Here is a 26,408-nt window from a genome sequence, read left to right as displayed (position 1 = left end):
AAGTGTGGAAAAAGTATGGAAACGCCCATTCTGGACCCGATATTTGTTAGAATGACTGTAAGTTAGACTTTTTTGAACACACTCCATAAAAACGCAGGAGATAAAACCATGAGCAATTATAGAATCGCTGTAGTTGATGACGATAACCATATACGTGAAATTGTAGAAGCCTATCTGCATAAAGAGGGCTATGAAACCATCGGACTGGATAATGCTGAAGCTGCTCTTGAGTTGTGGAACAATAAGCCGCCTGACATGTGGATCCTCGACATTATGCTCCCGGGTATGAGTGGGTACGACCTATGCCGTCATATTCGTAAGGAAGCTGAGGTGCCAATCATTATGATCTCTGCGCGTGATGAGGAGGTCGATAAAATATTGGGGCTTGAGCTTGGTAGTGATGATTATTTAACGAAACCTTTTAGCCCACGGGAGCTTGTTGCGCGGGTAAAGCGTTTATTCCATCGATTTGAACTGATGAATCTGTATAAAGAGAGCTTGCCCGCACCATCTTCGAATCCATGTACAGAGATTGGTCATTTAAAGCTGGAATTAGATGAAAGACGCGTCTTCTGGATGGATCAAGAAATTGAGATGACATTCAAGGAGTTCGCGCTGCTTCAATCGTTAACGGGTCGCCCGAATCGTGCATTTTCGCGGGACGAGCTCTTAACACTCGTGTGGGGGAACGATTATTTTGGCAGTGACCGTGCAATTGACGATCTTGTGAAGCGACTGCGAAAAAAACTGCCAAATTTGTTGATTGAAACGGTATGGGGGTACGGTTATCGCTTGCGAATGGAAGGAGAAATGGCCTAAATGAAGCTCAAATATCACTTGTACTTGGCTTTCGGCTCCTTGCTACTATGCGTATTGGTTGTGACGGCTATAGCCATCTATCCCTTGCTGTTCGATACTTTAATCCAAAATCAACGAAACCAAATGCGTTCGCAAGGCAGCAACATCATGAATAACATTGCGCAGCTAACTGAGGGTGCACCCGTGCTTGCAGAACACGTACAGCGGGCAGGTACAGCAACCGAACAAACTGTCATATCGGCAGCATTAGCACTTATTGAACCTACGCACATCCTCCCTCTTCGCATCAGCACTTCCCAATCAATTAGTAATGGTCTAGATATGCTGCGAATGAATATGGAAGATATGCAAAATTTCTTACAGGACAAGATTAACGACGATAAATATATTGTTGAAACCTTCGGGAACTACCGACAGCCTAGCAATGTGGTATCGAGTGCGCCCATGCTCGTCTTATCCACGCCCATAAGCGAAATCAAAGTCATGCAGCAAGCATTATTCAATCGAATGATGCTCATCTTATCCATCGGGGGTGTCATCGCATTCCTGATCAGCATGCTCATTACGAATCGAATCGTAACACCACTTGCGAAACTTAAAGAAGAACTGAAGAAAGTGAAAAATCGACAGTTTTCCGATGTTCAGTGGGTGAAATCTAGTGGTGAAATTGGTGAGGTTTCCAGAAGTGTTTGTGAACTGGCCACGGAACTTGGCAGCTATAACCAAGCGCAGAAGCAATTTTTCCAAAATGCATCCCATGAATTAAAAACGCCACTGATGTCTATACAAGGGTATGCGGAAGGGATACGAGACGGGATTTTCACAGGGGAACAAGCAAGTAAGGGATTAGACATCATCGCAAATGAGTGCGAACGCTTAAAGCGAGTCGTGACCGAAATGACCCTTCTTGCCAAGCTTGAAAGTGAGGATGGGATCTTTCAACCAAGTGATGTTGACGTGCCTGAGCTGCTCAATGAGACTGTGGAACGCGTGAGTCCACTGCTTATCCAACAAGGACTGGAGATTAAAATTTTGTACAATATAGAATATCGATCCAAGTTCCACATTCAAGCCGATCATGAGAAACTACTGCAAGCCTTACTTAACATTGTCGGTAACGCAATTCGTCATGCGAAGCATCAGATTGTGATCTATGTATCCAAACAAGATAGCAGCATTAAGATTGAAGTAACAGACGATGGAGCAGGCATTCCAAACTCCTTACTCCCCCATCTGTTTCAGCGATTTATTAAAGGCAATAACGGCGAGACCGGGCTTGGTCTTGCGATTTCTCGCGCCATTGTCGAACGTTGTCGCGGGGAGATCACCGCACATAACTTAGCCAGTGGCGGGGCATCGTTCGTGATGCGCTTTCCTAGTGCAGGGAGCTCGCAGGCCATGTTGTTTCAGGCGTTGAGTTAAGTTGGTTAAAGCCCCTCATGACATTTGGCTTGAGCGCATGAATTAGAACGCGCAGCTAATGGGATGCGGGGCTTTTTTTGTATGGATTGGATGCTAATAGGATACTACTTCATCCCCTTCCCCAGCTTCACACATATCGCTATATTCCGAGCCGTTCTAATCATATTTGATTCCGCATCTTTCAATGCCTCTTCAAGAGTTGTTACACCCGGTACGATGGAGAACAAGGCATCAATACCATACTCATGAACCGCCTCACTACCAGGTGCGACCATGCCTGCGAGTGCAATGACAGGAATACCCTGTGCTTTAGCTGTCATCGAAACGCCCATTGGGGTTTTACCAAAAGCAGTCTGATGATCGATCTTCCCTTCACCCGTAATGACAAGATCGGCACCTTCCATTTGTTTAGCCAGATCAACCGCTTCAATCACAATATCCACACCATACTTCAGCTCCGCATCCAAGTAGGCGAGTACGGCTGCGCCCATACCTCCTGCGGCTCCTGCCCCCGGCTGTTCCACAACTTCCTTGCCTGTTGCTTCTGTCAGCTTCACGGCATAATGTGCGAGATTATGATCGAGGAATTGTACCATTTCGGGGGTAGCCCCTTTTTGCGGACCAAAAATGGCTGACGCCCCACGCTCCCCTGTTAGAGGATTATCTACATCACACGCGGCTACGAACTGTACATCGCGAATGCGATCATCCATCTGGTTCAGTACGATTCGATCTACCAAATTCAGCATCCCGCCGCCATAGCCGATTTCTTCGCCCGACTCTTTCAGCAGCTTTGCGCCGAGTGCTTGTGCCATACCCGCTCCGCCATCATTCGTTGCACTGCCACCGAGTCCGATGATGATTTTCTCTGCCCCACGATCTAGTGCAGCAAGGATCAGTTCACCTGTTCCATAGGTTGTTGAAAGAACCGGATTACGCTGCTCCCTCGCAACATGGTGAAGACCTGATGCGGCAGCCATCTCAATAATCGCCGTCTTTCCGTCCCCAAGCATCCCGAAGAATGCATCTACCGGCTCCCCAAGCGGTCCTGTCACTTCAAGGTGAATCAATTCCCCGTCTGTGGCATCGACAAGAGACTGCACCGTACCTTCGCCACCGTCTGCCATCGGTACTTTTACAAATTCGGCATCCGTTAAAATTGACCTCATGCCTTGTTCAATCGCATCTGCTGCTTGCATCGCTGTCATACTTTCTTTAAAAGAATCCGGAGCAATGATAATTTTCATCTCAATCCCACCTTATACGATGAATTTGAACTAATCGATTGCGCCTATTTTCCATGCATCACTATTATTCTCTTCGTTATCGAAATAATAGGTGGATGTACTCTTTTTCACTTCATTTGTGTCCAGATCATAATAACTCAATTGAAGAGAAATCGCATAATAGGAACCGCCAGTACTTTTAGGATCGAACTCCGGTTTTTCCATATTAATAAGGATCATATTTTCCTGTTGAGTTAGGTAATCATACAAACTTTCTTTTTGGTATGTTGCCTTTTTTGAAAATGAATCCACGAATGCGGTTTTATCTCTTTCGTTGAACGCCTTCAAATTTTGAACAATAACCTTCATTAGTTTCTGTTTAATGGGATCTGAAAATGAATTGGGATTTAGATAGTGAGTTGGTGGAATCGGTACAATTTCATTCGTTAACCACGTGTCTCCTCCATCATTTGTTGTATATTTCACCCTTCTTTTACTTGGTCGTGTTGTCTCCAAATCGGATACATATTCAATGACTAATTGCCCTGTATTTAAGTCTGTGGCATCAAAAACAGGTGGATAACAGTTTCCATACTTATAGCCTTGGGGGATCTCAATCTTCTGAGGTGTCCAAGATTTTCCTCCATCTTTCGTCCGATACAAAGGAAGCAGTTCTGCACCATGTTGGGTTGCTGTTATCCATCCCACATTCTCATCGCGGAAAGAAACACCTGTTACATAGCCATCAATCGTCTGATCAAGCTCAGTCACTTTGATCCAATTCGTTCCGTTATTCTCTGTCGTGTAGAGGGATTTGGACATCATACCCGCTCCGGGGTCGGAATGTAGCAAGATCCAAGCTTTGTCCATATTGGGGAGGGCTGAAATACTTATGCTATTCTTCGTGATGTGATTCTCCCAATCTTCGGTCGTCGGTAAGAATCCTGTAACCCTAGTATCCCCATCATGGTAACGTGTTGACACTTTTATTCCGAAGTCGCCATTTTGCTGAGTGCTATTCACACTTATATAAGTACGATTATTATTCAGGTCAGCGATCTTTTTTTCATTAGGCATTATGGTAATTAAATGACTATAATCCGAATGTGTCACATCCATATCATCTGCGGATTCATTCCAGTACCCGAGTCTCAGCGAACCATCACCTGACACTGTAAATCTAAATTTTTTCTTCCCTTTCCAATAGGGATCTACATCATGAGGTTCGTGCCGAACTTCCACGTATGCAGCAATGTTCACATCAGACCCATTACTCGTAATAGTAGGCGTCGCTTTGATGGTGATAAAATCTTTGCCAGGAAAGAAATTGCCCGCAGGATCAACGGATCCAAACTTGTCTTCTCCCTTTTGTGGAATATTGAGATTAAAAACGTACACATAATCATCAAGCAATGCGACTACTTCCTGTCCAAGCTCATCCAGCTTCTTACGCTCTTCTCTACTCATCACTTCCTCATTGATAGGTACATGATCAGCATAAGGAATGAAATGATTGATAGCAGCGCTGGGTGTGGGACTAGGTGTCGAAGCTGATGTACTTACAGGTGCTGGAGTCGGCTCCATGGTTGAAGTTACGGAGCGTTCATTGCAGCCCGTCGTACCCCATACGATTATTAATAGCATTAAGTAAATCAGCTTTTTCATTCATTCAACTCCGCCTCTCATACACATGATAACGATATCGATACGGATTCTGTTCATCCGTCACCCCTTGTACCACGGAAACCTCATTCCACTCCGCTTCATTGATTTCTGGAAAATAGGTATCTCCCTCGAACTCATGGTCAATCCTAGTTAAGTACATCTTCGTCACGTATGGAAGAAATAATCGATAGATTTGCTCCCCACCGAAAATAAAAATCTCTTCCTCCTGCGCACAACTGGTGAACACATCTTCAACCGTATGGACAATCTCGCAGCCTTTTGCCGTATAAGCTAGATCTCTTGTCAAAATCAGATTGCGACGACCTGGCAGCGCTCTGCCGATCGATTCATGGTTTTTGCGACCCATAATAAGAGGACGACCCATTGTCGTCTTCTTTACATATTCCCACTCTTTAGGCAGACGCCAGGGCATATCGTTCTTGTAACCGATCACCCGATTGTTATCCATTGCGGCAATTAAAGATATTTTTACATTCATGATTATTTGCTCCTCTGCTCAATTAGTAGACGATCTCCAATTTGGTAATACATTGAACACTATCCTTATTTTACTACACAATAGTCTTTCGAGTCGCGTACTCACAAAAGTGTATGGGATGAACCATAAATGGTGAAGGAAGTGTAATGATGTTGAAAAATACTTTGAAAAGGCTTTTAAAAAAAGGGTTTTTTTGCTGAATTGGATCAACTTTAGACCAGTCTATTCACTTGATTCCATGCTCTTGAAGAACGTGGCATTAAGCAAAGTATGTCCCCCAAAGGCAACTGCTACGATAACGCCGTCATTGAGAGCTTCATTGGCATTATGAAATCTGAATTTCCGTATTTAAAGGAATTTGAAAGTAAGGCAAAACTAAAAGGCATGAGTCCGGAACAGTACCGAACTCATGCCCAACAAGTCGCCTAATGAAAATAACCTGTCTAACTTTATGGGGTCACTTCAGTCGCATTGTGGTTTGGAAATATTCCAAATTAGCAATTTGTTAGTCCGCACATGCCTGTAAAAATGTTTCTGATAATAAAATAAGCAATTAATATTATAGCTACTACTAGAAAAATTAGGACAGAAATAACACCTATTGATATTTTTCGAGCGGCTTTTTCATTATTATGTAATTCATCATCAGAATGCCATTGCTTGTGGTTCTTTCTCATTGCATCACCCAATCTTTTTAAAAATTAATTAGAATACCATTTATTATAGATATTGATTCCCCATTGAATATTGTAATTTTCGAATGGGTCATCACCATAATAAGGAGCTGCATCCCACTCTGACAATGAGGTTCTAGATATTTTTTGGGCCACCCCTGCTCCATAATATAATTTTTCATCTGTAAAACCAAAGACTTTTCCTAAATAGCCATATGAAATATTTCCTAGAGTTGGACCTTAAAAATCAGCCTGGCGGTGTGTAGTCACCAGAAAATTCCAATAACCTAAATTTCCATCCCATGCATCGCGATGGTCTACATGACCGCCTATAAGCTCCGTCTTCCAACGCTCGGAGCTCGAGAGCACAATAACCCTTACCGCCTTCTTACCCTATTTCAGAGATTAGAACAGCGGTCAAGTGCTTTCCTTGAGGGCTGTCTGGAGTATAGCGAAGAACCAGGAAAAAGAAAAAACCACAACACGATGGTTAGTCGCATTGTGGTAAATAGAAAAAGAAGGATCCGTTACTTAGTCAGAAAGAAATTTCTTCCAACATAGAAACTTATGGATGCAACTGTTGCCACTAACGGAATAGTTAAATTATCGCTCTGATAAAAAAACAATTTTAATACAAGGATTCCTGAAGAAAAGCCCAGAACAAGGAAAAAGGTAAACATAAATGCAACATTATCAATAGAAACTTTTTTGAATAGATATATACACCCTTCTCCCAATAAACAAGAGATAAATACTATCGGAGGGACATATATTGTTGCAATAAAAAAGCCCGTACCTAGAGAATTTTGTGATACTGTAAGTCTGTCTATAACCATTATAAGAATTGCGGATACGATTATTGAGTAAATTGTTCCAACTGCAAACCTCATATTCATCCCCCCTTATTTATGGAATATTTTATGGTTAAAAATGTCAACTAGCATAAATGGGGCTAATATACTTTTAGGGTTTTCCGGCAAGTATTGATTATTGATGTAATATCCCATAGCTTCTACCATTTCTTCTCATATACATTTCATAAGCCCGGAAATTATTAGCAACACCTGCCGCTCTACCATCACTTGTGTTAATGAAACCATCATAATCAATTTTGGGTGCACCTTTAAACTAGAGGGTTCCCTTCGCTGATGGTAGCATGTATAAACGTAGTATCTTCTTGACGAAGCGAAGTTACTGACATTCCAGAATTAGATGCTCGTTGTTGCTCGCCAGAAGTTAAGTCGTGGGTTACACCAACATAATTTGCTGTTGTTGCTCCCATATCAATATCAACAACAATGTACTGCTGAGTTCTTACTGCCATTGAATTAACATCAAATCCTCTATTTGCTCCATCTCCCGAGAATGTTGGTCCACCCGGTATTGAAACAGAATCTAATGGTATAAACGTATTTAATCTTAAAACAGTATAATTTGCATTAGTATCGCCAATATTCCTCAAAACACTTGCGGCATTTTGAATCTGTTTCTGCATGTCACTATTGCCATCTGCGGCATACCACAAACCAGTTAGATATTTAATCTCATCTTGGATTGCTGAGCTGTATTTAACATCAGTTTCTTCCCAATGACCGGTAGGGTCAATATATTTCAATGGATTATTACTCACATACGTATACCCATTCAAACTCAACGGATTATCCATCTGTCCCTTATACGTATCCTCGCTCATAAAACGGCCCATGCTTGGGTCATACCAACGTGCACGAAGATATTGTAAGCCTGTTGTGCTGTCCCAGTACTCTCCAGAATAACGAAGGACGTTAGGAACAGTCTCTTCTTCTTTCTCAGGACCTCCCCATATGTCGTAAGTATAACTATTCAAGACTTTGCCATTGTTATCCGTAATACCCGTAATGTCACCATGACCATTAATTTGGTAATATTGCATTTGGGCAGATTTCATATCTTGTCGTGCGGAGAAGTCTGCCATTAATCGCAACCTTTTGCCGTATAAGCTAGATCTCTTTTAAAGATATTTTTACATCACACAATTGGTACAACTTATGTATCGGCTGAATCTTGCTGCAAGATAAGCTCAACTCCCAAGCACAAGCTGGTGGCGAAGTCATTGCTGAAGACACACAAGAGCTGAAGCCCCTTTCATAAAAGGAACTTCAGCTCTTTCATTCAAATCGGCATATAATCCGGAAACGATATGCTCTATAGCTTTAACCATGACTCAAAGAACTTGTCATCCTGCATCAAGAAGTACGCTTTGGTGAATCGGACGAACTCCTTCGTATCGACTGTTTTGAATCCGTATGTGCTATAAAAAGCTTTCAAATAAGCCTTGGCTGTCTCAATACCGTTGTATTGGGTGAAAAGCTCCCACATTTTGAGAGCGGGTTGAGAGACACTATAACTTAAAACATCTATTTCAGTTTCATATTCGGCAGTCGGTAAGTTTGCCGGTTTGCGGTTTGCTTGCCATCTGGACTTCCATTGTTTCATGTACTGGAAGCTGGCGTTTTCATCGAGTTTCTCGTGATCCATTCGATACAATCCTGCCATGAGTTCGGCGAAACCTGAACTTAAGAACCTTGCATCATCCGGATCGCTTGAAACAATTCCGTAAAACCACTGCCTGGCTATCCCGCCATGCAACAGAGTCATGAATTGCTCGTTCTTGGTGAAATTTCCAACTGTGATAATACCCGGATACTCATTAGCCGATCCATCTCGGATAATATCCAGTTGTTTGCGCGGATACAGACCAACCGTCTGCTCAAAATAGGACATCGCCTTAACCGCTTCGTCCAACGTCTTCTCGATGTAAGCTTCGTCGCCTTGCTTGCCTATGACACGCACTTCTGTGCTGCCTACCTTTTGTTCGCGTATCACCATATCTTTAACGATGGCAATAAACAATTCTCTAACTTTCTTAATATCCAATTGCCCCTTGGCTGCAGTAGCAGCGGTTTCATCATCAGCAGACGAAACCAATGTATATCCATCGGGCAGTTGATAGCGAACCGTAAAATCAGAGAAATCCGTCATGTGCGTGGTATAAGCCTTAAACATTTCATGTTTGATCCATCCACCGTTATAAGCAGCAAGCATCGGATAAAATTGTCCGAGATAATAGTTGTCTTGCACTTTGGAAAAACTGTAGCCTGGTTCAGGCATTGTAAAATCATAAACAATCTCTACTTTTGCTGCTTCATTCTGACGAACGGGTGTCGATACTGGAATGGCTAATGTGTCTAAATGTAAGTCGTAAGTCACCTGTGCGCCATTCACTCGTACTTCTTTTATTCGTAATTCTGCTTCCCCAAGGTTTGCCACGGTTTTATTCTGTGCCGTAAACATATTCGGGATCATATAAAATACCAGTTTATCCCAAGAATTAGAAGAAACGTTAGTTACATCGATTGTGGCCTTTACATGAAAACGTCCCGATTGTTCCATCTCTAGAGACAGATCGTACGCTGCTTTGTTGCCGTTTGGTATGGGTTGAGGCTGAAAGTTTTTCAGCTCGCCTATAGTCATCTCTGTATTTTCTTTTATCAAGTTAGTTTGTATGGCTGGCGTTTTAGAAGCATTCGCTGCGATAAGCTTGGGTACATAATCATATGCCAGCTTACCTCCAATCACGAGCACAATTACACCGACTGCTGTCGCAATTGCGAAGAACAACCGCTCCGTCCGTTTGCTAGATGAGTAAATGGTTTGAGTTGAACCTACTGGAAAGCCGCGAACGGCAAATTCCGCTGGAATCCACGCAGAAAGGAGTCCCACAAGCATGGGCAATGCACATATCGGCAGCAAGGTCAGTGCGTCCGACCAAGAAACCGAATTGTACATATACCACACAAACAATAATCCAATGCCATATCCGATTAGTCCCGCGAGTAGACCACAGATCCATCCTTCTAGCAAAATAAGTTTGCGGACCGCTCCGCTTCTCCAGCCGATTGCTTTTAAAAGAAACAATTCCACTCTTCGCTCGTTCACGTTCTGCCAGACGATTTCTCCTGTAGAAAGAATACAGATCATGAGTGTCACGGCTACGGCAGCATAATGCTGCGGACCGATCTGTACGGATATATACTGACCAATCCAGCTTGTATAAAGAATACCTTTTAGTCTGCTCGTAATAAACAAGAGCAGAACGAGCAGCGCTGTCGGAAGTGCGATCGATACAATGGAAAGCGAATAGCGACCGATTTTCCCGAGAAAATGATTAAGCGCCATCGTGAACATGCCTCTCGTCCTTACAAGCCTACGTGCTTGTTTCGTTATTTCCCCTGTCCGCATCGTTTCATAGGGCTTAATACGACCTGCAAGCACAGTGGGCCATATAGATCCAAGCAAGTATACAACCAGGCCTATTCCTGCAAACAACGCTATTCTTGAGAGTGCGATTTGATCTGGTTTGTACAGATGCATAACCACGCCGATTATTCCGGAAACTGCTGCTGCGAAGAGTCCGAGAATGGCCGCTTCTTGTACGATCATTCGCTTCAGTCTAGCAGGTCGCCAACCGACGGCGAGCAGTACGGCAAATTCCTTTCGTCTCATGAATAAAGAGACGAGCTGGGTCGCCTGCACATACAACACAGCAACCAGTAATATGAGCAGCATAATGATACTAAAACCCATTTGTGTTTCTTGGAAGAGCCCTGTCACTTCACCGATCTTCATCCATGTTTGTTCAATCCAGCCAACCGCAGGTATATCGCCGTTAGTCGGCACTTGGATCAGGGTCGGGTGTGGTGAAGAACCCAGAAGCACATCAGCGATAAGGCCGGTTTGGCGCTCAATTTCTTCTGCTACGCGCTTAGCCTTAGCCTGACTCTCCTCCGATATATCAGTAATGCCTGCCACTTTTACGCGTATAGCGGATATGGCTTTGTCGCCGAACATCTTCGTCGCACCGTCAATCGTTGTTAGCATCGTTGGAGGACTTGTAAGTAATCCAAGTGGATTATAAGTCGCAGATACGCTTTCCGGCGGGTTTACCGGCTTGCCGTTCTCGTCCAGCACATGTTTGGCGGAAGCAACTCGGTACGTCTCAAGCGGTGTTTCGCTAGCTGGGTCTTTCGATAGCCTCAGCTTACCCGGATCATAGATTCCGACCCAATTCGGATGAATGATAATACCTGGTAACTTTTTAGGATCTACGAATGGTTTGAAATCGCGATAAGAATTCACATAACGCTGATTATCGAATTCTTCCGGAACCATATTTGGTACAGGTTGGCTGCGGTAAGCATTGGGCCACTTTTCCCCAAATGGACTCGTGACTTTGTCCATCTGCAAGGCTGATGGCTTGAACATAAGCCAATGGGTACCCCCTATGCTACCAGTTACATTCTGAACCTTTTTTCCCGTTGATGGGTCTATACCTGTAAGGGATTGAGTAAAAATTTCATAAGCCTTTGCAGAATTATTCGAGCGTTCAATTAGGCTTTGAGCCGCTTTTACCGTATTTAAATAATGCTCTCCACCTTTTTCTTTAACCATCCCCATTGTTTGCCTTACCTGTTCGTCATTTTGCAGCGGCAAATCCAGACGTTCCACCTTGATTGTATAATTCTCATCTACAAAAGGCTGACTACTAACTAGAATAGGCAACTGCGCTTCCCAACTATCATCATCTACATCAGATTTGGAATTGAATATGACCGTACTAGTATCATTAGCGTTAAAATAGCGGCTTCTATCAACTCCAATTATAGCCTTGTCAAGTCCAACAAGCCGTGCTTCCTGCTCCGGATCAATGCCGACAAGTAACCGCTGAAAAAAAGTTGAAAAATCTACTTCGCTAAAATTATATACACCATACAAAGATTGTTTGCCAGCTTCCGGCAGGGCAACCCCTTTATTAAAATATTTTTTAGTCTCATAATAATCGCCCGACATGCCGCCTTTGACTTCAACTCTATTTGTAATCCGATATATGCCTTTTTCGCTTGGAAGTGGAAATTTTTCAAAACGAATAGTGTCCGTCAGATACCCAACTACTGCAAGCGGTGCCGCAATGTCAACGTCCGTTATTTTTTTAACGGTCTCATACTGCTGCACAGAAATGCCACCGTCGATACCACTGAGGAAATTCGGCTCAAACAATTGATCCTCTTCGGTCACGCTACGGGTGCCGGGCGGACGTACAACAATGTCATAGGATGCCTTCCACTTCTTCTCGAGCGTCTCCGACACCGTACCAAAATTTGATTCTGTTAGTGTAGAAAGGAATGTCAGACCGGAGCTAATGATGAGAATGCCTACCAGCAGTAAGATGAATCGTTGCTTATGCCGCCACCAGTTGCTCCATATGAATCGGATCATGGCAACATCACCTCGGATGTTGAATTAGAAATCGTCGATCCGGTATCACGTATCACTTCACCGTCTTTCATTTCAATCATGCGGTCTGCTTTGTCGGCAAGCTTGCGGTCATGGGTGACAAAAATAACCCCACATTGTCTTGTCTTATGCTGTTCACCTATTAACTCGAATATTAACCGACTGTTCTCGGTATCAAGATTGCCTGTCGGCTCATCGGCAAGCAGCCACTTGGGCTCGTTTACTAACGCTCTTGCGATGGCAACACGCTGCTGCTCACCGCCAGATAGCTGCGATGGAAGCGATTGCAGCTTTCCAGCCAAACCCACCTGCTCAAGCAGTTGCTTGGCTCGATCCACTTTGTTGTACGTAACACGGCCTGCCATGAGCGGGGACATAACATTTTCCAGCGCTGTCAATGTCGGCAGCAAGTGAAACTGTTGGAATACGAAGCCGATTTGCTCGAATCTGAAATCTGCGAGTTTGTTCGAGCGCAATTTGAATACATCCACATTGTCAAACAAGATATTGCCACTGGATGGGGCATCAAGCGTACCGATTAGTGAAAGCAATGTGGACTTTCCAGAACCCGATGCTCCCACAATCGTTGTAAACTCATTTTGTTGCAATGTGAGGTTAATGCTGCGAACTGCTTGTGTTTCCGTCCCATCTCCTAAATAACGTTTGGTTAAATCGCTGATTTCAATTTGACTCATAGCTATTCCCCTTTACTCATGTTTAATATCGATTCCGTCTATGGCAATGCTTGCCTAGCTTAATAGATAAATGAATACCATCTAGCATGCTTATTACTAAAAAGCTATCGAAGGATACCCTCGATAGCTTTTCAAGTGCTGTAGTCTTATAAGACTAGCAACAACGTCCTGTATTTGAACAGCCTCCTGTTAAACTACAAGCCTGTTAATATTGAGTGACAAAGTCTCCTTTACAGCCGTTATAAATAGATCTCCTAATTATTGGTTCATATTACAAAACCTATTATATCAATTCTCAATTTATTATCAACAAAATTTTACCAAAAGTGACTGTTTTTGATGATTTCCTTTTCGCCTTAAATCACCAAAAAACCTTGACATACCAAATAATAAGGCTATCAAGGTTCTCTACTCGCTAATTCAGCTATCTTTGCGTTAAAAAAAGACTTAGAGAGAATAATTTCAATTGCTAGAAATTATCTCCCCACAATTGTTTACAACGTTCATAATTTTAAGGCCAGTGTCCTTACCATAATTCCATTAACGTCAAAATATATTTCCAGTTCCTACTATGCTCCAGATTCAGCAAATACTTCTCGATAGAAGGGGTCAACGAGGATCGTTCTCTTTGTTCCATTTCCTTCAAGAGTAATACTCCAATAAGGGGACATTTTAAACCAAACAACATCCATTTTTGTCACAACATAATTACCTTTACCCTGACCTTTAGTAGCAATAGATATCGCGTCTTTTCGGGCTATGTATACGACGGAAAATATACCTATAATAAATAGCACAATTAATTTTAATATCCTTTTTTTAGCCATTTAATTCTCCACCTTAATGAATGTGTTAATTACACCCAAGTTTATAAATAAATTATTTATAAATAGTGACTAAAAGGCTACTTGTAAATATTACTAATTTAGGAGCGGCTATCAATTATCTAACAGAAAAAACCTTGATATACCAATAAATTGGGTTATCAAGGTTTTCTATTGTGAGTAACGTCTATAGTTGAGATAAAAAGATTGCAAAAACGAGTAATCTTTTTATTTTAAATGAGACTTAGTTGCTTAATAATAGAGACTTTATGTTGATATTTCAGTTATAGATGAGATTTGTTATAGATGAAAATCCCCCACTCAAAAAGAACCCATATTTTTCTTATTTTTATAAAGAACTTAATCAAAAAATAACCATTTCATACTCTCATCACTTCATCATTTTGTTGGCAAGACCATGAATACTACTGTTAATATTTATTAGACTTCGTAAAATAAGCGTTATTGATCTATTGTTATCCGTTAGCACAACAGTGCATTTACTGTCGCTTGACTTCTTCCTTCATCGTTATGGACCAATCTATGTTGGTATAAAGTCGATCCACTACCGTGCGAATCAGCTGGAGCCGATCTGGTATTGCGGTTAGGTCTTTGGCACGGAAATCGAATGCCCCTCCTAGTTGTGCTCCGCCCAGTATAATATAGCCATTTTTCCACCCTGATGCTTCCGTGGTCGAGGCACCGCGTTTAGTGATCATATAATCTTTGTTGCTATTAGGAAGTCTTAATATCCATTGGCTGTAGCTATCTTCATTCCGTAATCTTCCGCTCAGATGTAAGGCACCTTCTGCTTCTTTTCCATTTGTATTCGGTGGGGACTCTACTGTGAAATCTTCTAACATGAGATCATCACCGTCAAATCGGAAAGGAACTGGTTGATCTTTCAATTTGGTAGGTTCAAACTGGACCGATGCACCATCACGTTCTGAGACAAAATAACCATCTAACACGAAAGTATTGGGGGTGTCTTGCGGTAAATATTTGAACGTATAGCTCCAATGCATCAATCCAGGCTTGTCGCCGGGGAGATGGGACTCCGTCATCAAACTGTCTCTATACTGCCGCTTTCTCGTGTTGACACTATGAATCTCGTCTCCCTGCATATCCTCGAAATGAAACTTCAAGCCTTGTTGCTTCCATAATTCACCGGGTGAGCGGACTAGTGCTTCCTCATTGAGCTCGGTATCAAGCTCTAATCGGATACCCTGCACCATCCGGGTCAAGCTCTTCATTCGAACCGTCATACCGCCCGGAGCTGTATAACTTCCCTTCAGTGGAGTAACGGTCGTTTTTTTGTTAGCTTCTTTCATATCGATTGAAAAATTGAAGTTCCATTGTCCTATAAGATAAGGGACATTTTGGATTTCGTTGCCTAACTGGGTAATACGACCTTCTATCGTAATCCTTTCTGTTTGAAGAGGTTCTGGAAAGTTGGCGACCAGATAGTAATAATCATTCGTCATTCCCATGTCATACATATTTCCAACGATTTGTCCCTTATCGTCCCTAATCTTAATGCTGTTCTCCGGAGTCAAAACAAGCCTATCTCTGTCATGCTTTCCATCTGGTCCGAACAACTGTAGTGCCAGGATAACTCTGGTAGGGTCTGCTACCGCTTCATCAATTTTGACAGTGTAACCTTTATCTTTAACCTTAATGTTCGGATGCTCCACCAAACCAAACTCTTGCGCCCGAAGTAGTCCGATGTCGACGTTATCACGCGTAAATAGGGAACGGAGCGTCTCCGCCAGTGTTGGACCGGAATGCAAAATCACGGTACTCAAAAGAATCAATAGCGAAGCCGCTCCGATCGATAGCTTCCAAAAGTTTGCGCCTCTTTGCTTGAACAAGCTTTTTCCGGCATCTGTAGGTGGATTTTCGTTGATGGTCGCGGGCTCATGGGAGCCTACGATGATCGTCGTCATTGTTTCTGGCAGCGATTCTTTCATTGTATTTGTCTCCAGATCTACTTGCTCCAGCGCTGCCATCACTTTGGTGGTAAACGAATCAGGTAAGGCTTCCGAGAACAACCTTTGTGACCATCTTGCTTGCTGTTCGAGTTTGTCATGGTAAAGGGAACGGCACCTCGGGCAGATGGCGATATGCTCGGCCATTTGTTGTTTATGGGACGAAGGAGCTTCCAGGACGTATTCTTCCATCTCAACGGGGCTTAAGCATTCCATCGGTCCTCACCTCCTCGACAGTCATCATTTGTTTTAATCTCTTTTTGGCCCGATAAAGATCATTCTGGACTTTGTTTAGTGGTACATCCAGAACTTCACTCATTTCCACGTAACTCAAATCGTTCGTATAGCGTAGCACTAGCACGATCCGGTAATTGAGTGGCAACTGCTGGATCAAGACCTGAACCTCCGTGCGCTGCTCCTCCTGAAGCAGAACCATTTCCGGATTTTCACTGGGCGGATGATCGGGAGGTGGATCCGCTGGCCACTCCGTGTGATGTGATCTTCTCCGCATGTCTTTCAGCAGGTTAGCCGCTATGGTATATAACCATGCAGCAAAACTTTTATTTGTGTCGTGCGAAGCCAGTTTTCGGTATGCCTTAATAAAGGTCTCCTGAGTCAGGTCTTGGGCATCCTGGTGATCCGCCCCCATTCCCCGCAGTAGGCCGTATATTTTATTTTTGTATCGGTTCACCACAAAGGCGTAATCCTCTTTACGGCCATCAAGCACACTGCTAATCCATTGTATTTCACTATTTTTCTCATTTCGATCTACACATTCCTCCACTGCTAAGCCTCCTTGGAGTTCTATACTATATAGACGAGCAATATTAGCGAAAACTCTCACTCGGGAGATGAAAAAATGTTTTTTGTAATAAGAAAAAGCTGGCTTTCGCAATGGCCAGCTTTTGATCAAGTTATGTAGATATAGTTCTGCGTTAGCTCAATCATCACTTTTTAACGAACCGATCCATACATTACCTACTTTAACACTGAATGTTCTGTCAAACTCATTGTTTGGTAAGTTAATGCTTTCCGACTTGTATGCCTTGTTCATTACTTTTTGTATTTCTTTTTCACTTCTCCAACCATTTTTTATATCGTTAATCAAATCACTTTCAGTGTAGACGTCACTATCAATATGTAACTTCCAAGTGTACTTCTCAATTTTTTCTTTAAGGTAAGTGAATTTTTGAAAAGGAAACTTCTCGTCTTGAATAGCTGTATCAAACGTGTTGTCATAAAAATGAAGGGCATCCTTATTAGCTACAACAATCTGAGTATTAATAAAATGTGGATCAAATAGCCATATTTTCAGATAAAATTGCCCATTCGTACTCTTCATTCGTTCATGCCAATGAAAATAAACATCAAATACTGCATCAAGCAAAAGCCTGTTATACCAGGTTGGAGGTGTCCTACGGGGTATGGCATAAAAGGGATGTATCCATAACTTTGCGTAGTCCCTTTGGTATTGGATTAGGTGATCTATGTCCAAATTAATCACTCTTTGCTTCCATTTCTCTATTCTCTTCTTCAGCCTTTTCCATCCTCTTATCTTTCTTTTTTCTCTAAGAATCAATAATAAATTCCTCCTTTTAAAATATATTTTTTGGTATACTACTTTACGTTAAAAGAGGAGTTGCGGACAGTCAATACCGCAGCGCTCTCGTTCTGCGTTAGCACAACCAGTCTTCGTTACTACAAGCTATATTATGTTCCCTTTCCAATCAACATAAATTAGTTGATGCATTCGCTTGCCCCCTTACTAAAAAGTAACTGAGTATGCTATTCCATATATTCAAGACAGCCACCAAACTAACCTGCCCAATAGCTTTACGAGGCCGCCGATCATACTGGCAGCCTCGTCCTGGTTGTTTGATGGAACTATCGTGTCCCGTTAGTTTAACCACCGATACATTTACTTGAGATTCAAGGTAATCGAATATACCACTTTAGGGAGAGCATTATTACATTCCTTAGACGGTTCTAATATTTTCCTCTACATTCACAGACATGTAAACGTCTATGAGATCCTCACTTTCAACTTTAAAACCAAACCGTTCATAAAGACGTTTAGCAGAGCTTCCTTGTAAGACATTTAATGTTACGCGTTTTCCTTTTACATCTTTTTGTTCAAGCAATTTTTTTAATACATGACTACCGACCCCTTTACCTTGGTAATTGGGGTAAATATAAAAATGTTCCAATAAATACCCATCTAACGTTGGTTTAAAAGCTACGCAGCCAACAAATGAAGAATCTGACTCAATAATCCAAGTGTGATCTGAGTCAAATGAATTACGGAAGCGTTGACGAACCTTCTCTTCATCAAACCTTCCTAACCTAGTTAAATCATTTCGTAGTACAATTGCCCGTAAATTAGCAATTGTCTCAACATCGGAATTTTGGGATAGACGAAGAGTAATCTGTTTCACCGTAGCAGCAGCTCCTTTATTCTTTTTTAGACAGCATAGGGATTGAGCCCCTTTAAAAATCATTGGAATTATTTATTCTAAAGTCATTATGTCCTTCGCATATTATCGCGGTTTAATAATGGTGTATTTATATGTAGTCATTTGTATCGCTAAGATATTAACATTGGATAACTGCCCTTTACTTCAATAATCAAAAAAGGATCAGCCACCAAGCAGATCCTAAACTATAGTTTTCCATTAGTTTAATTCATTTTTCTTTACAGTCATTCGATAGTTAAAATTTATTTATTAATAATTCTAATTATTCTTTTTGATATGATTTCATGACCTAACTCGTTTGGATGAACATCTCCAATCACTGGCAGAAAGTCTCTGTAGTTATCTTTAAAAACCTCTTCTGTTCCTACAAATACCGCTTCTTTCTTTAATGCTATTTCTTCTAAATCCGTATTAAGTTCTGGATAATCATAATTAAATTTTTCACTAACTTCTTTTATTTTCTGTGGTAGTAAGTTGAAGTACCCGACAATGTAAATTTTAACGGATGGATTTATTATTTTAATTTCATCTATTATATCAGAAAGATTTACACTAATTGTCTTTATTACGTTTTGTGAATTTATCACTTTTAGATTATAGCTTTGAAGAAGGTCATTAGCTCCGATGCCGATTGTAACCAAATTTGCTTTCTGTAATCTATTTCTAATGGGTTCATTCTCTTTGCTAGTATTATTTCGAATATCATTTAATAAATCTAACGTTGTACTACCTGAATCCCATGCATACCGAGACATACTACCACAGATTAGAGCCCAGAGCCTAAATCACCAAGTCAAGTCGAGAGCTTTATTCTCCTATCTTAAAGACGAAGTACTCCATTCACATGTTATCCATTTAAATGAAGAATCCCCAATGAGCATTAAAGTATATATTCGTTCTACAATCAGGATCGAGTCCTTCACTTAGAATATTTTTAATTAGTTTCACTCTCATTCATAAAGTCCTCTTGTCGTAGAGCAGCCATCAGGGTGAACATAGTAGAAGCGAATATACTTCTCAGAACCTAATGAATGTGTATAGGCATATGAGAATTCTTTAATTTTATGATCTAGCGCCAAAGTAATGTACAATTGTGCTTCGAGATCTTTCTTTGACAATCCATCCACGTCAAAAAGAAGCTTCTGCTTATATTGATAATCAGATCTTGCAGAGAAATCGTATCCCCAAACTGTGGACTGAGTAGCCGTATCTACCCATGTATTAGATGGATTCCCAAAAATAGTTGTAACTTGATTCTGATCCTGCCCCGGGGTTAATCGATATTCGACTTACCAAGTTTTCTTAGAAATCTCATCGAGATGATTTGTAGGTTCTTTCATGATAGAAATCGTATCTTGATCTTCATAAAAAGAATTTTTTCATTATAAATTCAGCTCCCTTAAAATAGTTTTATTTTACTTTTAACGCTTATAAGCTTATATTTGTTTCTTTTTAATTTAGTATTATTTTTTGTCTTAATAATAAAAGAAGCCCTAGTTATAGGACTTCTTTTATCGGTTTTCTAATTTATCAATATCCTAAGCCTTAAACGCCTTCATCGCTCTTCGAAGCTCCTTAATCGTCGGACGCTTTCCATACAGCATGACACCTGTACGATAAATCTTCGCTGCGAGCCAAGTGAAGAAGCCTGTTGATACGATCAGAATAGCAATGGACACAAGAATTTCCCACTGTTCCGGGTTCCCCATACCGATTCGCAAGAACATAATCAGTGGGGAGAAGAATGGAATGAACGACATCACGACAACGTGGCTTGCATTCGGGTTTTGCAGAGCAACCATACTCACCATGAAGCCTGCTATCATTAAGAACATAATCGGCATGACCGCTTGACCGACATCCTCCACTCGACTTACGATCGATCCGACAGCAGCATACAACACAGCGTAAAGGAAGAACCCACCCAAGAAGAAGATAATGAAATAGATGAACGTACTTACCGGAATATCCGAAAGATGAATACCTAAGGAACTAATCTCTTGTTGATTATGTGGCAGCATCAAATTAATAGCCGCAGCTATACCGAGTACACCCAACTGTGATAAAGCGATAAAGCATGTTCCAATAATCTTTCCTAACATTTGTTTCAAGGAATCTACACTCGTAACCAGTAGTTCCATCACGCGCGTGCTTTTCTCTTGTGTAATCGTTGTCGCAACGGCAGTGCCATACATCATGATACTCATATATTGCAGCATTAACATGGCATACACCATGATATAGGACATGATCATTTCACCTTCTGTCTTACCGCCACCCACTGCCTCATTACTCGTCGAAATTTGCAGTGTATCTAATGCGATCGGCGCTTGAATGATATCCAGCTGCTCTTTCGGGATATTTTTCAGGATACCATCTGTCTTCACAGCCTGTAGTCCCATTTGTAATTCTCTCATTAACGCACTATTCTTCGTATCATCCGATTTATAAGTGACTTTCGGGAAGCCACCTACAATTTGGTCACTCACTTCAAGATAACCTTTGATCTCTTTGGATTTGATTTTTTCTTTTCCAAGTTGCTCATTGGCTTCTTTACTTCCACCTGGTAATGTCACAATTTGCACGGTTGGCGCTTTATGCGATTTATAGAAAGCATCCAGTTTAGCTGCGATTTCCGTCTGACTTGCGAATACCCCTACTTTATCCGGCTCATTGGATGAAAACTGACTAATAACAGCCGGAAGATTAATGCCAATCGTAACGAGAAGTACCATAATGAGAGATGATATTTTGAACGACTTCGCCGTAAACGCCGTCATGAATGTAAACTTAATGACTGTAAAAATACTATTCATGAGATCCACCTACCTTTTTAATAAAGATTTCATTTAGTGTCGGCTCCATCACTTGGAATCGATTAATTTGCGTCTGAGCCATCGCATGCTCCAAGATTTCACGCGCAGCAGTAGGTTTCGCAATCCGAATTTCATACCCTATCGCATTCTCCTTAACTGATTGTACACCTGTAATTTGATCCAATCCCGCCACGCTATCTGATGTTTCCAGCAGCACGCGTTCTTTAGGGAAAGTTGCTTTGATTTCCTTCAAATTACCCTGCAGCACCGTCTGTGATTTATGTAGAATCGAGATATTCTCACACAACTCCTCCACATGATCCATCCGGTGACTGGAGAACAAGATCGATTTCCCCTGCTCGCGAAGTGTCGTCACCGTTTTCTTAAGTAGTTCCACATTCACAGGGTCAAAGCCGGAGAACGGCTCATCCATAATGAGAATTTCAGGATCATGGATCACAGCTGCAATGAATTGGATCTTCTGCTGATTCCCTTTGGAAAGTTCCTCCACTCGGTTGTTATAATATTCAGGAACTTCAAAGCGATCTAACCATGCTTTGAGCGATGCATCTGCTGCTTTACGCGTCATCCCTTTTAATTGTGCCAAGTACACGAGCTGTTCACTAACTTTCACTTTGGGATATAATCCTCTTTCCTCTGGCAAATACCCCATGATTGCGCGCAGTTCTTTGTTGTAGCCCTTCCCCTTCCACAAAATGCGCCCTTCATCCGGTGCAGTAAGTCCAAGTACCATCCGCATTGTCGTCGTCTTGCCTGCTCCATTGGCACCTAATAGCCCATAAATTTCACCCGGTTTTACGTTAAAATGATTGCCATTCACCGCGATCTTATCGCCAAATCGTTTTGTCACATTTTCCAATTGAAGATTAAACATCGATCTTTCTCCTTTGTTCATGACGTTATTCATTCATGATATAAAATGATAAAATTTCATCTAGCTCAAGTGATTCCACATTGATGATCGGGATTTGCTGCTTCACAAGCTCACGTTCGGTTTCCTGTGCCTGCGTTGTTATGATGCGAACTGGCCCTGTTGCTCCTCCCATTCCTTCCACACGTACCACGCCTTGGATTTTTTCAGCATGCTGTGGTAGCCTCTCGATCCAATACGCTTTACAACTGCTTAAGAGCTCATCTTTTTCAAATATTCCAATGATCTTTCCATTTTCCTGCAAAATAATATAATCTGCTAATCGCTTAATCTCGTCTAGGATATGGGTTGCAAATACGACTGTTTTCCCACCATTATCCATAAACTGTCCGATTTGTTCCATGATTAACTTCGATGTCATAAAATCTAACCCATTCGTCGCTTCATCCATAATGAGAAGATCCGGATTTTTGGATAAGGCTAGTGCTATTGCCAAACGCTGCTGCTCACCCGTGGACATTTTCTGAAGCTTGCTATTGCGATCGATCCCGAATTTCGCTGAAAGTCTCCCAAATTGATCTGCATCCCAATTGGCATACCAAGCCGACTCAAAGTCAACCAAATCTTTTACCTTCGTAACCTCTGCCTCTTGCCACATGTGACGGTTGGATGTATAGGCAACACGCTGCTTAATTGCGGATTCCTCATTCTTGTAAGACTTACCGAAAAGCGCAATACGGCCTTGGTCTGGTTTGATGGCATTCATCATGAGCGAGAATAAAGTACTCTTCCCTGCCCCATTCGGTCCTACAATCGCATACACGAAGCCTTCCTCTAGCTTCAGATCAATCGGTCCGATTTCAAAAGTATCTAAACGCTTATGCACGCCATTCATGGATACCGCGTAATTAACTCCCATCTCATTTCGCTCCCTATGCATTCTCATGTGTTCTTGCTTCTAATAAGGCCTTCGCAAAAATATCCTTCAGCTCTTCATCCGTACATTTTACTCGTATCCCTGTCAGAATTGCTTCCTTCATGGCATTAAGAACAGCTTCTGTCCGATAGTTATCTCTCACCGTCTGCCCCACACTTGCCACAAATGTTCCCGTGCCTTGCCTCGTTCGTAAGATACCTTCATTCTCCAAATCTTGATACACCCTGCGGATCGTAATCACACTACAAGATAATTGTTGAGCTAACTCTCGAATCGATGGTAACAATGTTCCTTCAGCCAATTGACCACTTAAGATCAAAGCCTTCAGCTGCACTTCAATCTGATAATATAGAGGCTCTGCACTATCATTCGTTATTTGAATAGGTATACGCACCTTTCTCGCCTACTTTCTAACTACATCTGTTAAATATACAAATCACGTCTGTTCATCGTGGATTCGATGATTTTACCTGCGCCTATCATTGCAACTATGCCTAGCAGAATCATCACACCGGGGGCAATCCAACTATATGTTTTAACTTGATCTGCAATAAACTCCCAAACTGATATTTTTAAACCAAATACAATAAGGAGAATGGTGCCAATGATTAGGATGATTAAGTTCAAGATAAAGTACCATTTACCTGATAGCGACATCTCCATCCACATATACAAGCTGCCAGTCAACATGGAGTAACCAATAATGACAAGCGCCATCTGAATAAACTCCAAACCTGTTACGCCATAGAAATCAAGCACTCCGTTCAATTTCACCGTATACAACAAGCAGAATAGAATTGTATCGAGAGCAACAATAAGAATAGTAAATTTAATAAATTTAGAGATCACGATTTGTTTACTTGAGATCGGCATTAGCTTGAGCCACGAAACTTCTTTTGTAAAAGTATCTGTTTTCCAGTAGTTCTTCATATAGGATGATTTGATACCAAAGCCCGTCATCGCTAAGTAAAATATAGTAATCATATTAATCGGAAAATAGACCGCACCTGAATCTAAACCTTTTACCCCTCTCTCACTCGTCACCATCATCATCGATACGATCACGACAAACGCGATTCCTATAAATACAATTGCCCCTACATACATCGATTTACTGTTCGTAAACTCTCTCTTCGTTAGAAATTTAATCCCTTGCCACTTCGTCATTATGATCACCTTCACTTTTCAAAGTGTATACATTGTATAGTGTGTATATCTATATGAACAGTATACTCGGATTAGAAAATTTTGCAATCATTATTCTCTGAAAAAAACAAAAAAACAACCCCATCACGAGGTTGTTTTTCGTTTCCTACACGCATGTTCAATTAATGAATACCAAAAATAACTTTCCATACCGGCTCTGACATGCCGCCTGGATATAAGATATAAAGCAACACATATACCGCTACTCCTGTAGGAGCAGTCAGCAGCCAGACGATCGCGGCTGTCTTCCCGATTTTACGGTGTTTCATGAACTTTTTCTTAAATGCTAACCACAGTGTAATTAAACCGAGCACACCGCCTGTTGTAGCAAGTCCAATATGGAAAAACAAGAAGATATGATAAAACAGCTTGATGGACTGCGGTCCGTTAAACATCGTATTGCCCACGAATACGGTACGAGACACATAGACGATAAAAAATGTTAACGCGAACCCTGCTCCCCAAAGCATCAACTTCTCGTGTGTTTGACGATTTCCTTTGACAATATGATACCAACCAAAACCGACAAAGATAGCACTAATGACGATACAAAGTGTGGAGAACGTTGGCATAATCTGCATACGAATTACTCACCTATTTCCTAATAATAATGAATGAACGCTACGATTTCACTGGCTCCCAAGTATGGCTATATTCTACACCTTCTTGAGGTTCATCTGACAACTCATCATCATGCACCCGTTCTGAATTGTACCACTTTCGGAAAATATTATACAGTACAAACCCATAAGCAAGCTCCTGCACAATCTTCATCACGACGCCACCCAGCTGTTGGTCATCCATAAGCGGCAAGAAGTCAAACGGTAGTACAACACCCTTGTACATTTCATACAGCTGCGTATCCGCGAATATGATCAGCGCACAAGCTGGTGTTAGAAGTACACCATTGACAAAAATATAGCCCATTTTCTTGAGCCCCGTCATAGAACCATAACCCGGGATTGTCGTAAATACAGGGAACCACATTGTAAATGCTGTGAATAACAGCATCGAGTGATAGCCAAGCCGTGCCAGTTCATTCATCATAACGAAATCCATCACAAGAGGCAAATGATAGACCGAAAATAGCAGATTAAACAACAATACTGCGATTAATGGACTTGTGAAAAATCTCATAATCACTCTGATCGAGCGTACTTTGAATACAGGTTCTAATGCCCATGAAGGCAAACCCGTAATGATAAATATCGGTGTAATTAGATACAAAATCGATTGCTGCAACATATGTATGCTGAACAAATAATGATGCCCAATATAATCTAGCGGACTGCCTTGTGCAATATAAAATAAAATGATCCCTGTAAAAAAAGCCGCTTTTTGCTTTATGCTTACCGGTTCAGAATTGGCAAAGCTCTTTCTCCAGGAGCCTACTAGTCGATAATACAGAAGACCTACAACGAAGAGAAACAAGATGAGTAGAGGACTCCAAAGTTGAAAAAAAGTAGCTGAATGCCCCATTGCATTTGTGTGATCCATCACGTACATCTCCCTTTCTATGCTCTTTTTGAATGAGATTTCGAAAAAACCCCTAATAAAAAAGGGGGCGCTTCTAAACAAAGCTAACCCCCACTTTTACAATAACTTTAATAAACGATTACTTGATTACCACCAAGTCCAATATACAGCAGCCGCAACTGCAGTCAGTGCAATAATGAATCCGAAGATGAGACCGATTGCCGCGTAGACATGACCTCTTTCTTTCATATGCATCCAATATGCGAGTTGGAAAATAACTTGAATGATCGCAAGTGAAAAGATGAAGATCAGAATAAATGAACGATCTAAATCCCCGTAAATCACAACTGCGAATGCCAACATCGTTAACAAAATCGATACGATGTAAGATAAGAAATGCGGAGCCGGGCTTTCAGGCTTACGACGTCTGTTCGATGAAGCAGTATTTTGTACTTGTTCCAT

Annotated in this window: 23 protein-coding genes and 2 pseudogenes; 3 read left to right on the top strand and 22 right to left on the bottom strand. The window is 41.5% G+C overall.

What is annotated here, in order from left to right; translation table 11 throughout:
* Positions 1-108 precede the first annotated feature (108 nt).
* Positions 109-819 (top strand): response regulator transcription factor, encoded by a 711-nt coding sequence (locus tag ACSBOP_RS02475; protein ID WP_442602916.1) that lies wholly within the window; start codon positions 109-111, stop codon positions 817-819.
* Positions 820-2,241, top strand: a complete 1,422-nt coding sequence (locus ACSBOP_RS02470; RefSeq protein WP_442602915.1) for a sensor histidine kinase — start codon at positions 820-822, stop codon at positions 2,239-2,241.
* A gap of 104 nt (positions 2,242-2,345) precedes the next feature.
* On the opposite strand, the gene ACSBOP_RS02465 is transcribed toward ACSBOP_RS02470, so the two are convergent.
* Genes ACSBOP_RS02465 through ACSBOP_RS02455 form a run of 3 tightly spaced genes read right to left on the bottom strand, consistent with a single transcriptional unit; the run spans position 2,346 to position 5,631 of the window.
* Positions 2,346-3,488 carry a glycerate kinase gene (locus ACSBOP_RS02465; protein WP_442602914.1) on the bottom strand — a complete coding sequence of 381 codons (1,143 nt, stop codon included), beginning with the start codon at positions 3,486-3,488 and terminating at the stop codon, positions 2,346-2,348.
* A 30-nt stretch (positions 3,489-3,518) separates the two neighbouring features.
* Positions 3,519-5,132 (bottom strand): hypothetical protein, encoded by a 1,614-nt coding sequence (locus ACSBOP_RS02460; RefSeq protein WP_442602913.1) that lies wholly within the window; start codon positions 5,130-5,132, stop codon positions 3,519-3,521.
* A 4-nt stretch (positions 5,133-5,136) separates the two neighbouring features.
* Positions 5,137-5,631 carry a dihydrofolate reductase gene (locus ACSBOP_RS02455; RefSeq protein ID WP_442602912.1) on the bottom strand — a complete coding sequence of 165 codons (495 nt, stop codon included), beginning with the start codon at positions 5,629-5,631 and terminating at the stop codon, positions 5,137-5,139.
* A gap of 237 nt (positions 5,632-5,868) precedes the next feature.
* On the opposite strand from ACSBOP_RS02455, the pseudogene ACSBOP_RS02450 reads away from it, so the two are divergent.
* Positions 5,869-6,060 (top strand): annotated as a pseudogene (locus tag ACSBOP_RS02450) (integrase core domain-containing protein); the annotation flags it as partial.
* Between the two features lie 272 nt (positions 6,061-6,332).
* On the opposite strand, the gene ACSBOP_RS02445 reads toward ACSBOP_RS02450, so the two are convergent.
* From ACSBOP_RS02445 to ACSBOP_RS02355, 19 genes and pseudogenes are all read right to left on the bottom strand, one after another.
* Positions 6,333-6,527 carry a polymorphic toxin type 44 domain-containing protein gene (locus ACSBOP_RS02445; RefSeq protein ID WP_442604347.1) on the bottom strand — a complete coding sequence of 65 codons (195 nt, stop codon included), beginning with the start codon at positions 6,525-6,527 and terminating at the stop codon, positions 6,333-6,335.
* A 305-nt stretch (positions 6,528-6,832) separates the two neighbouring features.
* Positions 6,833-7,195, bottom strand: coding sequence for a hypothetical protein (locus ACSBOP_RS02440; protein ID WP_442602911.1), 363 nt, complete (start codon positions 7,193-7,195; stop codon positions 6,833-6,835).
* Positions 7,196-7,893: 698 nt separating this feature from the next.
* A pseudogene (locus ACSBOP_RS02435) lies at positions 7,894-8,217 on the bottom strand (RHS repeat-associated core domain-containing protein); the annotation flags it as partial.
* Positions 8,218-8,489: 272 nt separating this feature from the next.
* A complete protein-coding gene (locus ACSBOP_RS02430) occupies positions 8,490-12,620 on the bottom strand; it encodes an FtsX-like permease family protein (protein WP_442602910.1) in 4,131 nt (1,376 codons plus the stop codon).
* Positions 12,617-13,333, bottom strand: coding sequence for an ABC transporter ATP-binding protein (locus ACSBOP_RS02425; RefSeq protein ID WP_442602909.1), 717 nt, complete (start codon positions 13,331-13,333; stop codon positions 12,617-12,619). Before ACSBOP_RS02425 ends, ACSBOP_RS02430 begins: the two co-directional genes overlap by 4 nt.
* A gap of 569 nt (positions 13,334-13,902) precedes the next feature.
* Positions 13,903-14,160 (bottom strand): hypothetical protein, encoded by a 258-nt coding sequence (locus ACSBOP_RS02420; RefSeq protein WP_442602908.1) that lies wholly within the window; start codon positions 14,158-14,160, stop codon positions 13,903-13,905.
* 497 nt (positions 14,161-14,657) lie between these two features.
* Positions 14,658-16,361 (bottom strand): DUF4179 domain-containing protein, encoded by a 1,704-nt coding sequence (locus ACSBOP_RS02415; RefSeq protein WP_442602907.1) that lies wholly within the window; start codon positions 16,359-16,361, stop codon positions 14,658-14,660.
* Positions 16,339-16,929 carry an RNA polymerase sigma factor gene (locus tag ACSBOP_RS02410; protein ID WP_442602906.1) on the bottom strand — a complete coding sequence of 197 codons (591 nt, stop codon included), beginning with the start codon at positions 16,927-16,929 and terminating at the stop codon, positions 16,339-16,341. The genes ACSBOP_RS02415 and ACSBOP_RS02410 overlap by 23 nt, the downstream gene beginning before the upstream one ends.
* Positions 16,930-17,085: 156 nt before the next feature.
* Positions 17,086-17,724: a hypothetical protein gene (locus ACSBOP_RS02405; protein ID WP_442602905.1), complete on the bottom strand. Its 639-nt coding sequence runs from the start codon at positions 17,722-17,724 to the stop codon at positions 17,086-17,088.
* 397 nt (positions 17,725-18,121) lie between these two features.
* On the bottom strand, positions 18,122-18,580 hold the full coding sequence (locus ACSBOP_RS02400) for a GNAT family N-acetyltransferase (protein ID WP_442602904.1): 459 nt from the start codon (positions 18,578-18,580) through the stop codon (positions 18,122-18,124).
* A 281-nt stretch (positions 18,581-18,861) separates the two neighbouring features.
* A complete protein-coding gene (locus tag ACSBOP_RS02395) occupies positions 18,862-19,374 on the bottom strand; it encodes a GDSL-type esterase/lipase family protein (protein ID WP_442602903.1) in 513 nt (170 codons plus the stop codon).
* Positions 19,375-20,157: 783 nt separating this feature from the next.
* Entirely contained in the window at positions 20,158-21,435 is a 1,278-nt protein-coding gene (locus tag ACSBOP_RS02390; protein ID WP_442602902.1) for an ABC transporter permease, read from the bottom strand.
* Positions 21,428-22,330: an ABC transporter ATP-binding protein gene (locus ACSBOP_RS02385; protein WP_442602901.1), complete on the bottom strand. Its 903-nt coding sequence runs from the start codon at positions 22,328-22,330 to the stop codon at positions 21,428-21,430. Before ACSBOP_RS02385 ends, ACSBOP_RS02390 begins: the two co-directional genes overlap by 8 nt.
* A 25-nt stretch (positions 22,331-22,355) precedes the next feature.
* On the bottom strand, positions 22,356-23,246 hold the full coding sequence (locus ACSBOP_RS02380; RefSeq protein ID WP_442602900.1) for an ATP-binding cassette domain-containing protein: 891 nt from the start codon (positions 23,244-23,246) through the stop codon (positions 22,356-22,358).
* Positions 23,247-23,259: 13 nt separating this feature from the next.
* Entirely contained in the window at positions 23,260-23,658 is a 399-nt protein-coding gene (locus ACSBOP_RS02375; RefSeq protein ID WP_442602899.1) for a GntR family transcriptional regulator, read from the bottom strand.
* A 29-nt stretch (positions 23,659-23,687) separates the two neighbouring features.
* Positions 23,688-24,431: a hypothetical protein gene (locus ACSBOP_RS02370; RefSeq protein ID WP_442602898.1), complete on the bottom strand. Its 744-nt coding sequence runs from the start codon at positions 24,429-24,431 to the stop codon at positions 23,688-23,690.
* Positions 24,432-24,592: 161 nt separating this feature from the next.
* The gene (locus tag ACSBOP_RS02365; protein WP_442602897.1) at positions 24,593-25,051 is read right to left on the bottom strand and encodes a DUF420 domain-containing protein; all 459 of its coding nucleotides are present in this window, start codon (positions 25,049-25,051) and stop codon (positions 24,593-24,595) included.
* A 40-nt stretch (positions 25,052-25,091) separates the two neighbouring features.
* Positions 25,092-25,967 carry a cytochrome c oxidase assembly protein gene (locus ACSBOP_RS02360; protein ID WP_442602896.1) on the bottom strand — a complete coding sequence of 292 codons (876 nt, stop codon included), beginning with the start codon at positions 25,965-25,967 and terminating at the stop codon, positions 25,092-25,094.
* Positions 25,968-26,093: 126 nt separating this feature from the next.
* The gene (locus ACSBOP_RS02355; protein WP_442602895.1) at positions 26,094-26,408 is read right to left on the bottom strand and encodes a cytochrome C oxidase subunit IV family protein; all 315 of its coding nucleotides are present in this window, start codon (positions 26,406-26,408) and stop codon (positions 26,094-26,096) included.

The sequence above is a fragment of the Paenibacillus sp. KN14-4R genome (assembly GCF_052180255.1).
Taxonomy (GTDB): domain Bacteria; phylum Bacillota; class Bacilli; order Paenibacillales; family NBRC-103111; genus Paenibacillus_AM.
Note: the sequence above shows the minus strand (reverse complement) of the source record. Positions and strands in the feature narration are given on the sequence as shown.

Coding starts and splice junctions, on each gene's coding strand:
- ACSBOP_RS02475 (WP_442602916.1), top strand. CDS start 109: ATGAGCAATTATAGAATCGCTGTAGTTGATGACGATAACCATATACGT.
- ACSBOP_RS02470 (WP_442602915.1), top strand. CDS start 820: ATGAAGCTCAAATATCACTTGTACTTGGCTTTCGGCTCCTTGCTACTA.
- ACSBOP_RS02465 (WP_442602914.1), bottom strand. CDS start 3,488: ATGAAAATTATCATTGCTCCGGATTCTTTTAAAGAAAGTATGACAGCG.
- ACSBOP_RS02460 (WP_442602913.1), bottom strand. CDS start 5,132: ATGAAAAAGCTGATTTACTTAATGCTATTAATAATCGTATGGGGTACG.
- ACSBOP_RS02455 (WP_442602912.1), bottom strand. CDS start 5,631: ATGAATGTAAAAATATCTTTAATTGCCGCAATGGATAACAATCGGGTG.
- ACSBOP_RS02440 (WP_442602911.1), bottom strand. CDS start 7,195: ATGAGGTTTGCAGTTGGAACAATTTACTCAATAATCGTATCCGCAATT.
- ACSBOP_RS02430 (WP_442602910.1), bottom strand. CDS start 12,620: ATGATCCGATTCATATGGAGCAACTGGTGGCGGCATAAGCAACGATTC.
- ACSBOP_RS02425 (WP_442602909.1), bottom strand. CDS start 13,333: ATGAGTCAAATTGAAATCAGCGATTTAACCAAACGTTATTTAGGAGAT.
- ACSBOP_RS02420 (WP_442602908.1), bottom strand. CDS start 14,160: ATGGCTAAAAAAAGGATATTAAAATTAATTGTGCTATTTATTATAGGT.
- ACSBOP_RS02415 (WP_442602907.1), bottom strand. CDS start 16,361: ATGGAATGCTTAAGCCCCGTTGAGATGGAAGAATACGTCCTGGAAGCT.
- ACSBOP_RS02395 (WP_442602903.1), bottom strand. CDS start 19,374: ATGTCTCGGTATGCATGGGATTCAGGTAGTACAACGTTAGATTTATTA.
- ACSBOP_RS02390 (WP_442602902.1), bottom strand. CDS start 21,435: ATGAATAGTATTTTTACAGTCATTAAGTTTACATTCATGACGGCGTTT.
- ACSBOP_RS02385 (WP_442602901.1), bottom strand. CDS start 22,330: ATGTTTAATCTTCAATTGGAAAATGTGACAAAACGATTTGGCGATAAG.
- ACSBOP_RS02380 (WP_442602900.1), bottom strand. CDS start 23,246: ATGGGAGTTAATTACGCGGTATCCATGAATGGCGTGCATAAGCGTTTA.
- ACSBOP_RS02370 (WP_442602898.1), bottom strand. CDS start 24,431: ATGACGAAGTGGCAAGGGATTAAATTTCTAACGAAGAGAGAGTTTACG.
- ACSBOP_RS02365 (WP_442602897.1), bottom strand. CDS start 25,051: ATGCAGATTATGCCAACGTTCTCCACACTTTGTATCGTCATTAGTGCT.
- ACSBOP_RS02360 (WP_442602896.1), bottom strand. CDS start 25,967: ATGGATCACACAAATGCAATGGGGCATTCAGCTACTTTTTTTCAACTT.
- ACSBOP_RS02355 (WP_442602895.1), bottom strand. CDS start 26,408: ATGGAACAAGTACAAAATACTGCTTCATCGAACAGACGTCGTAAGCCT.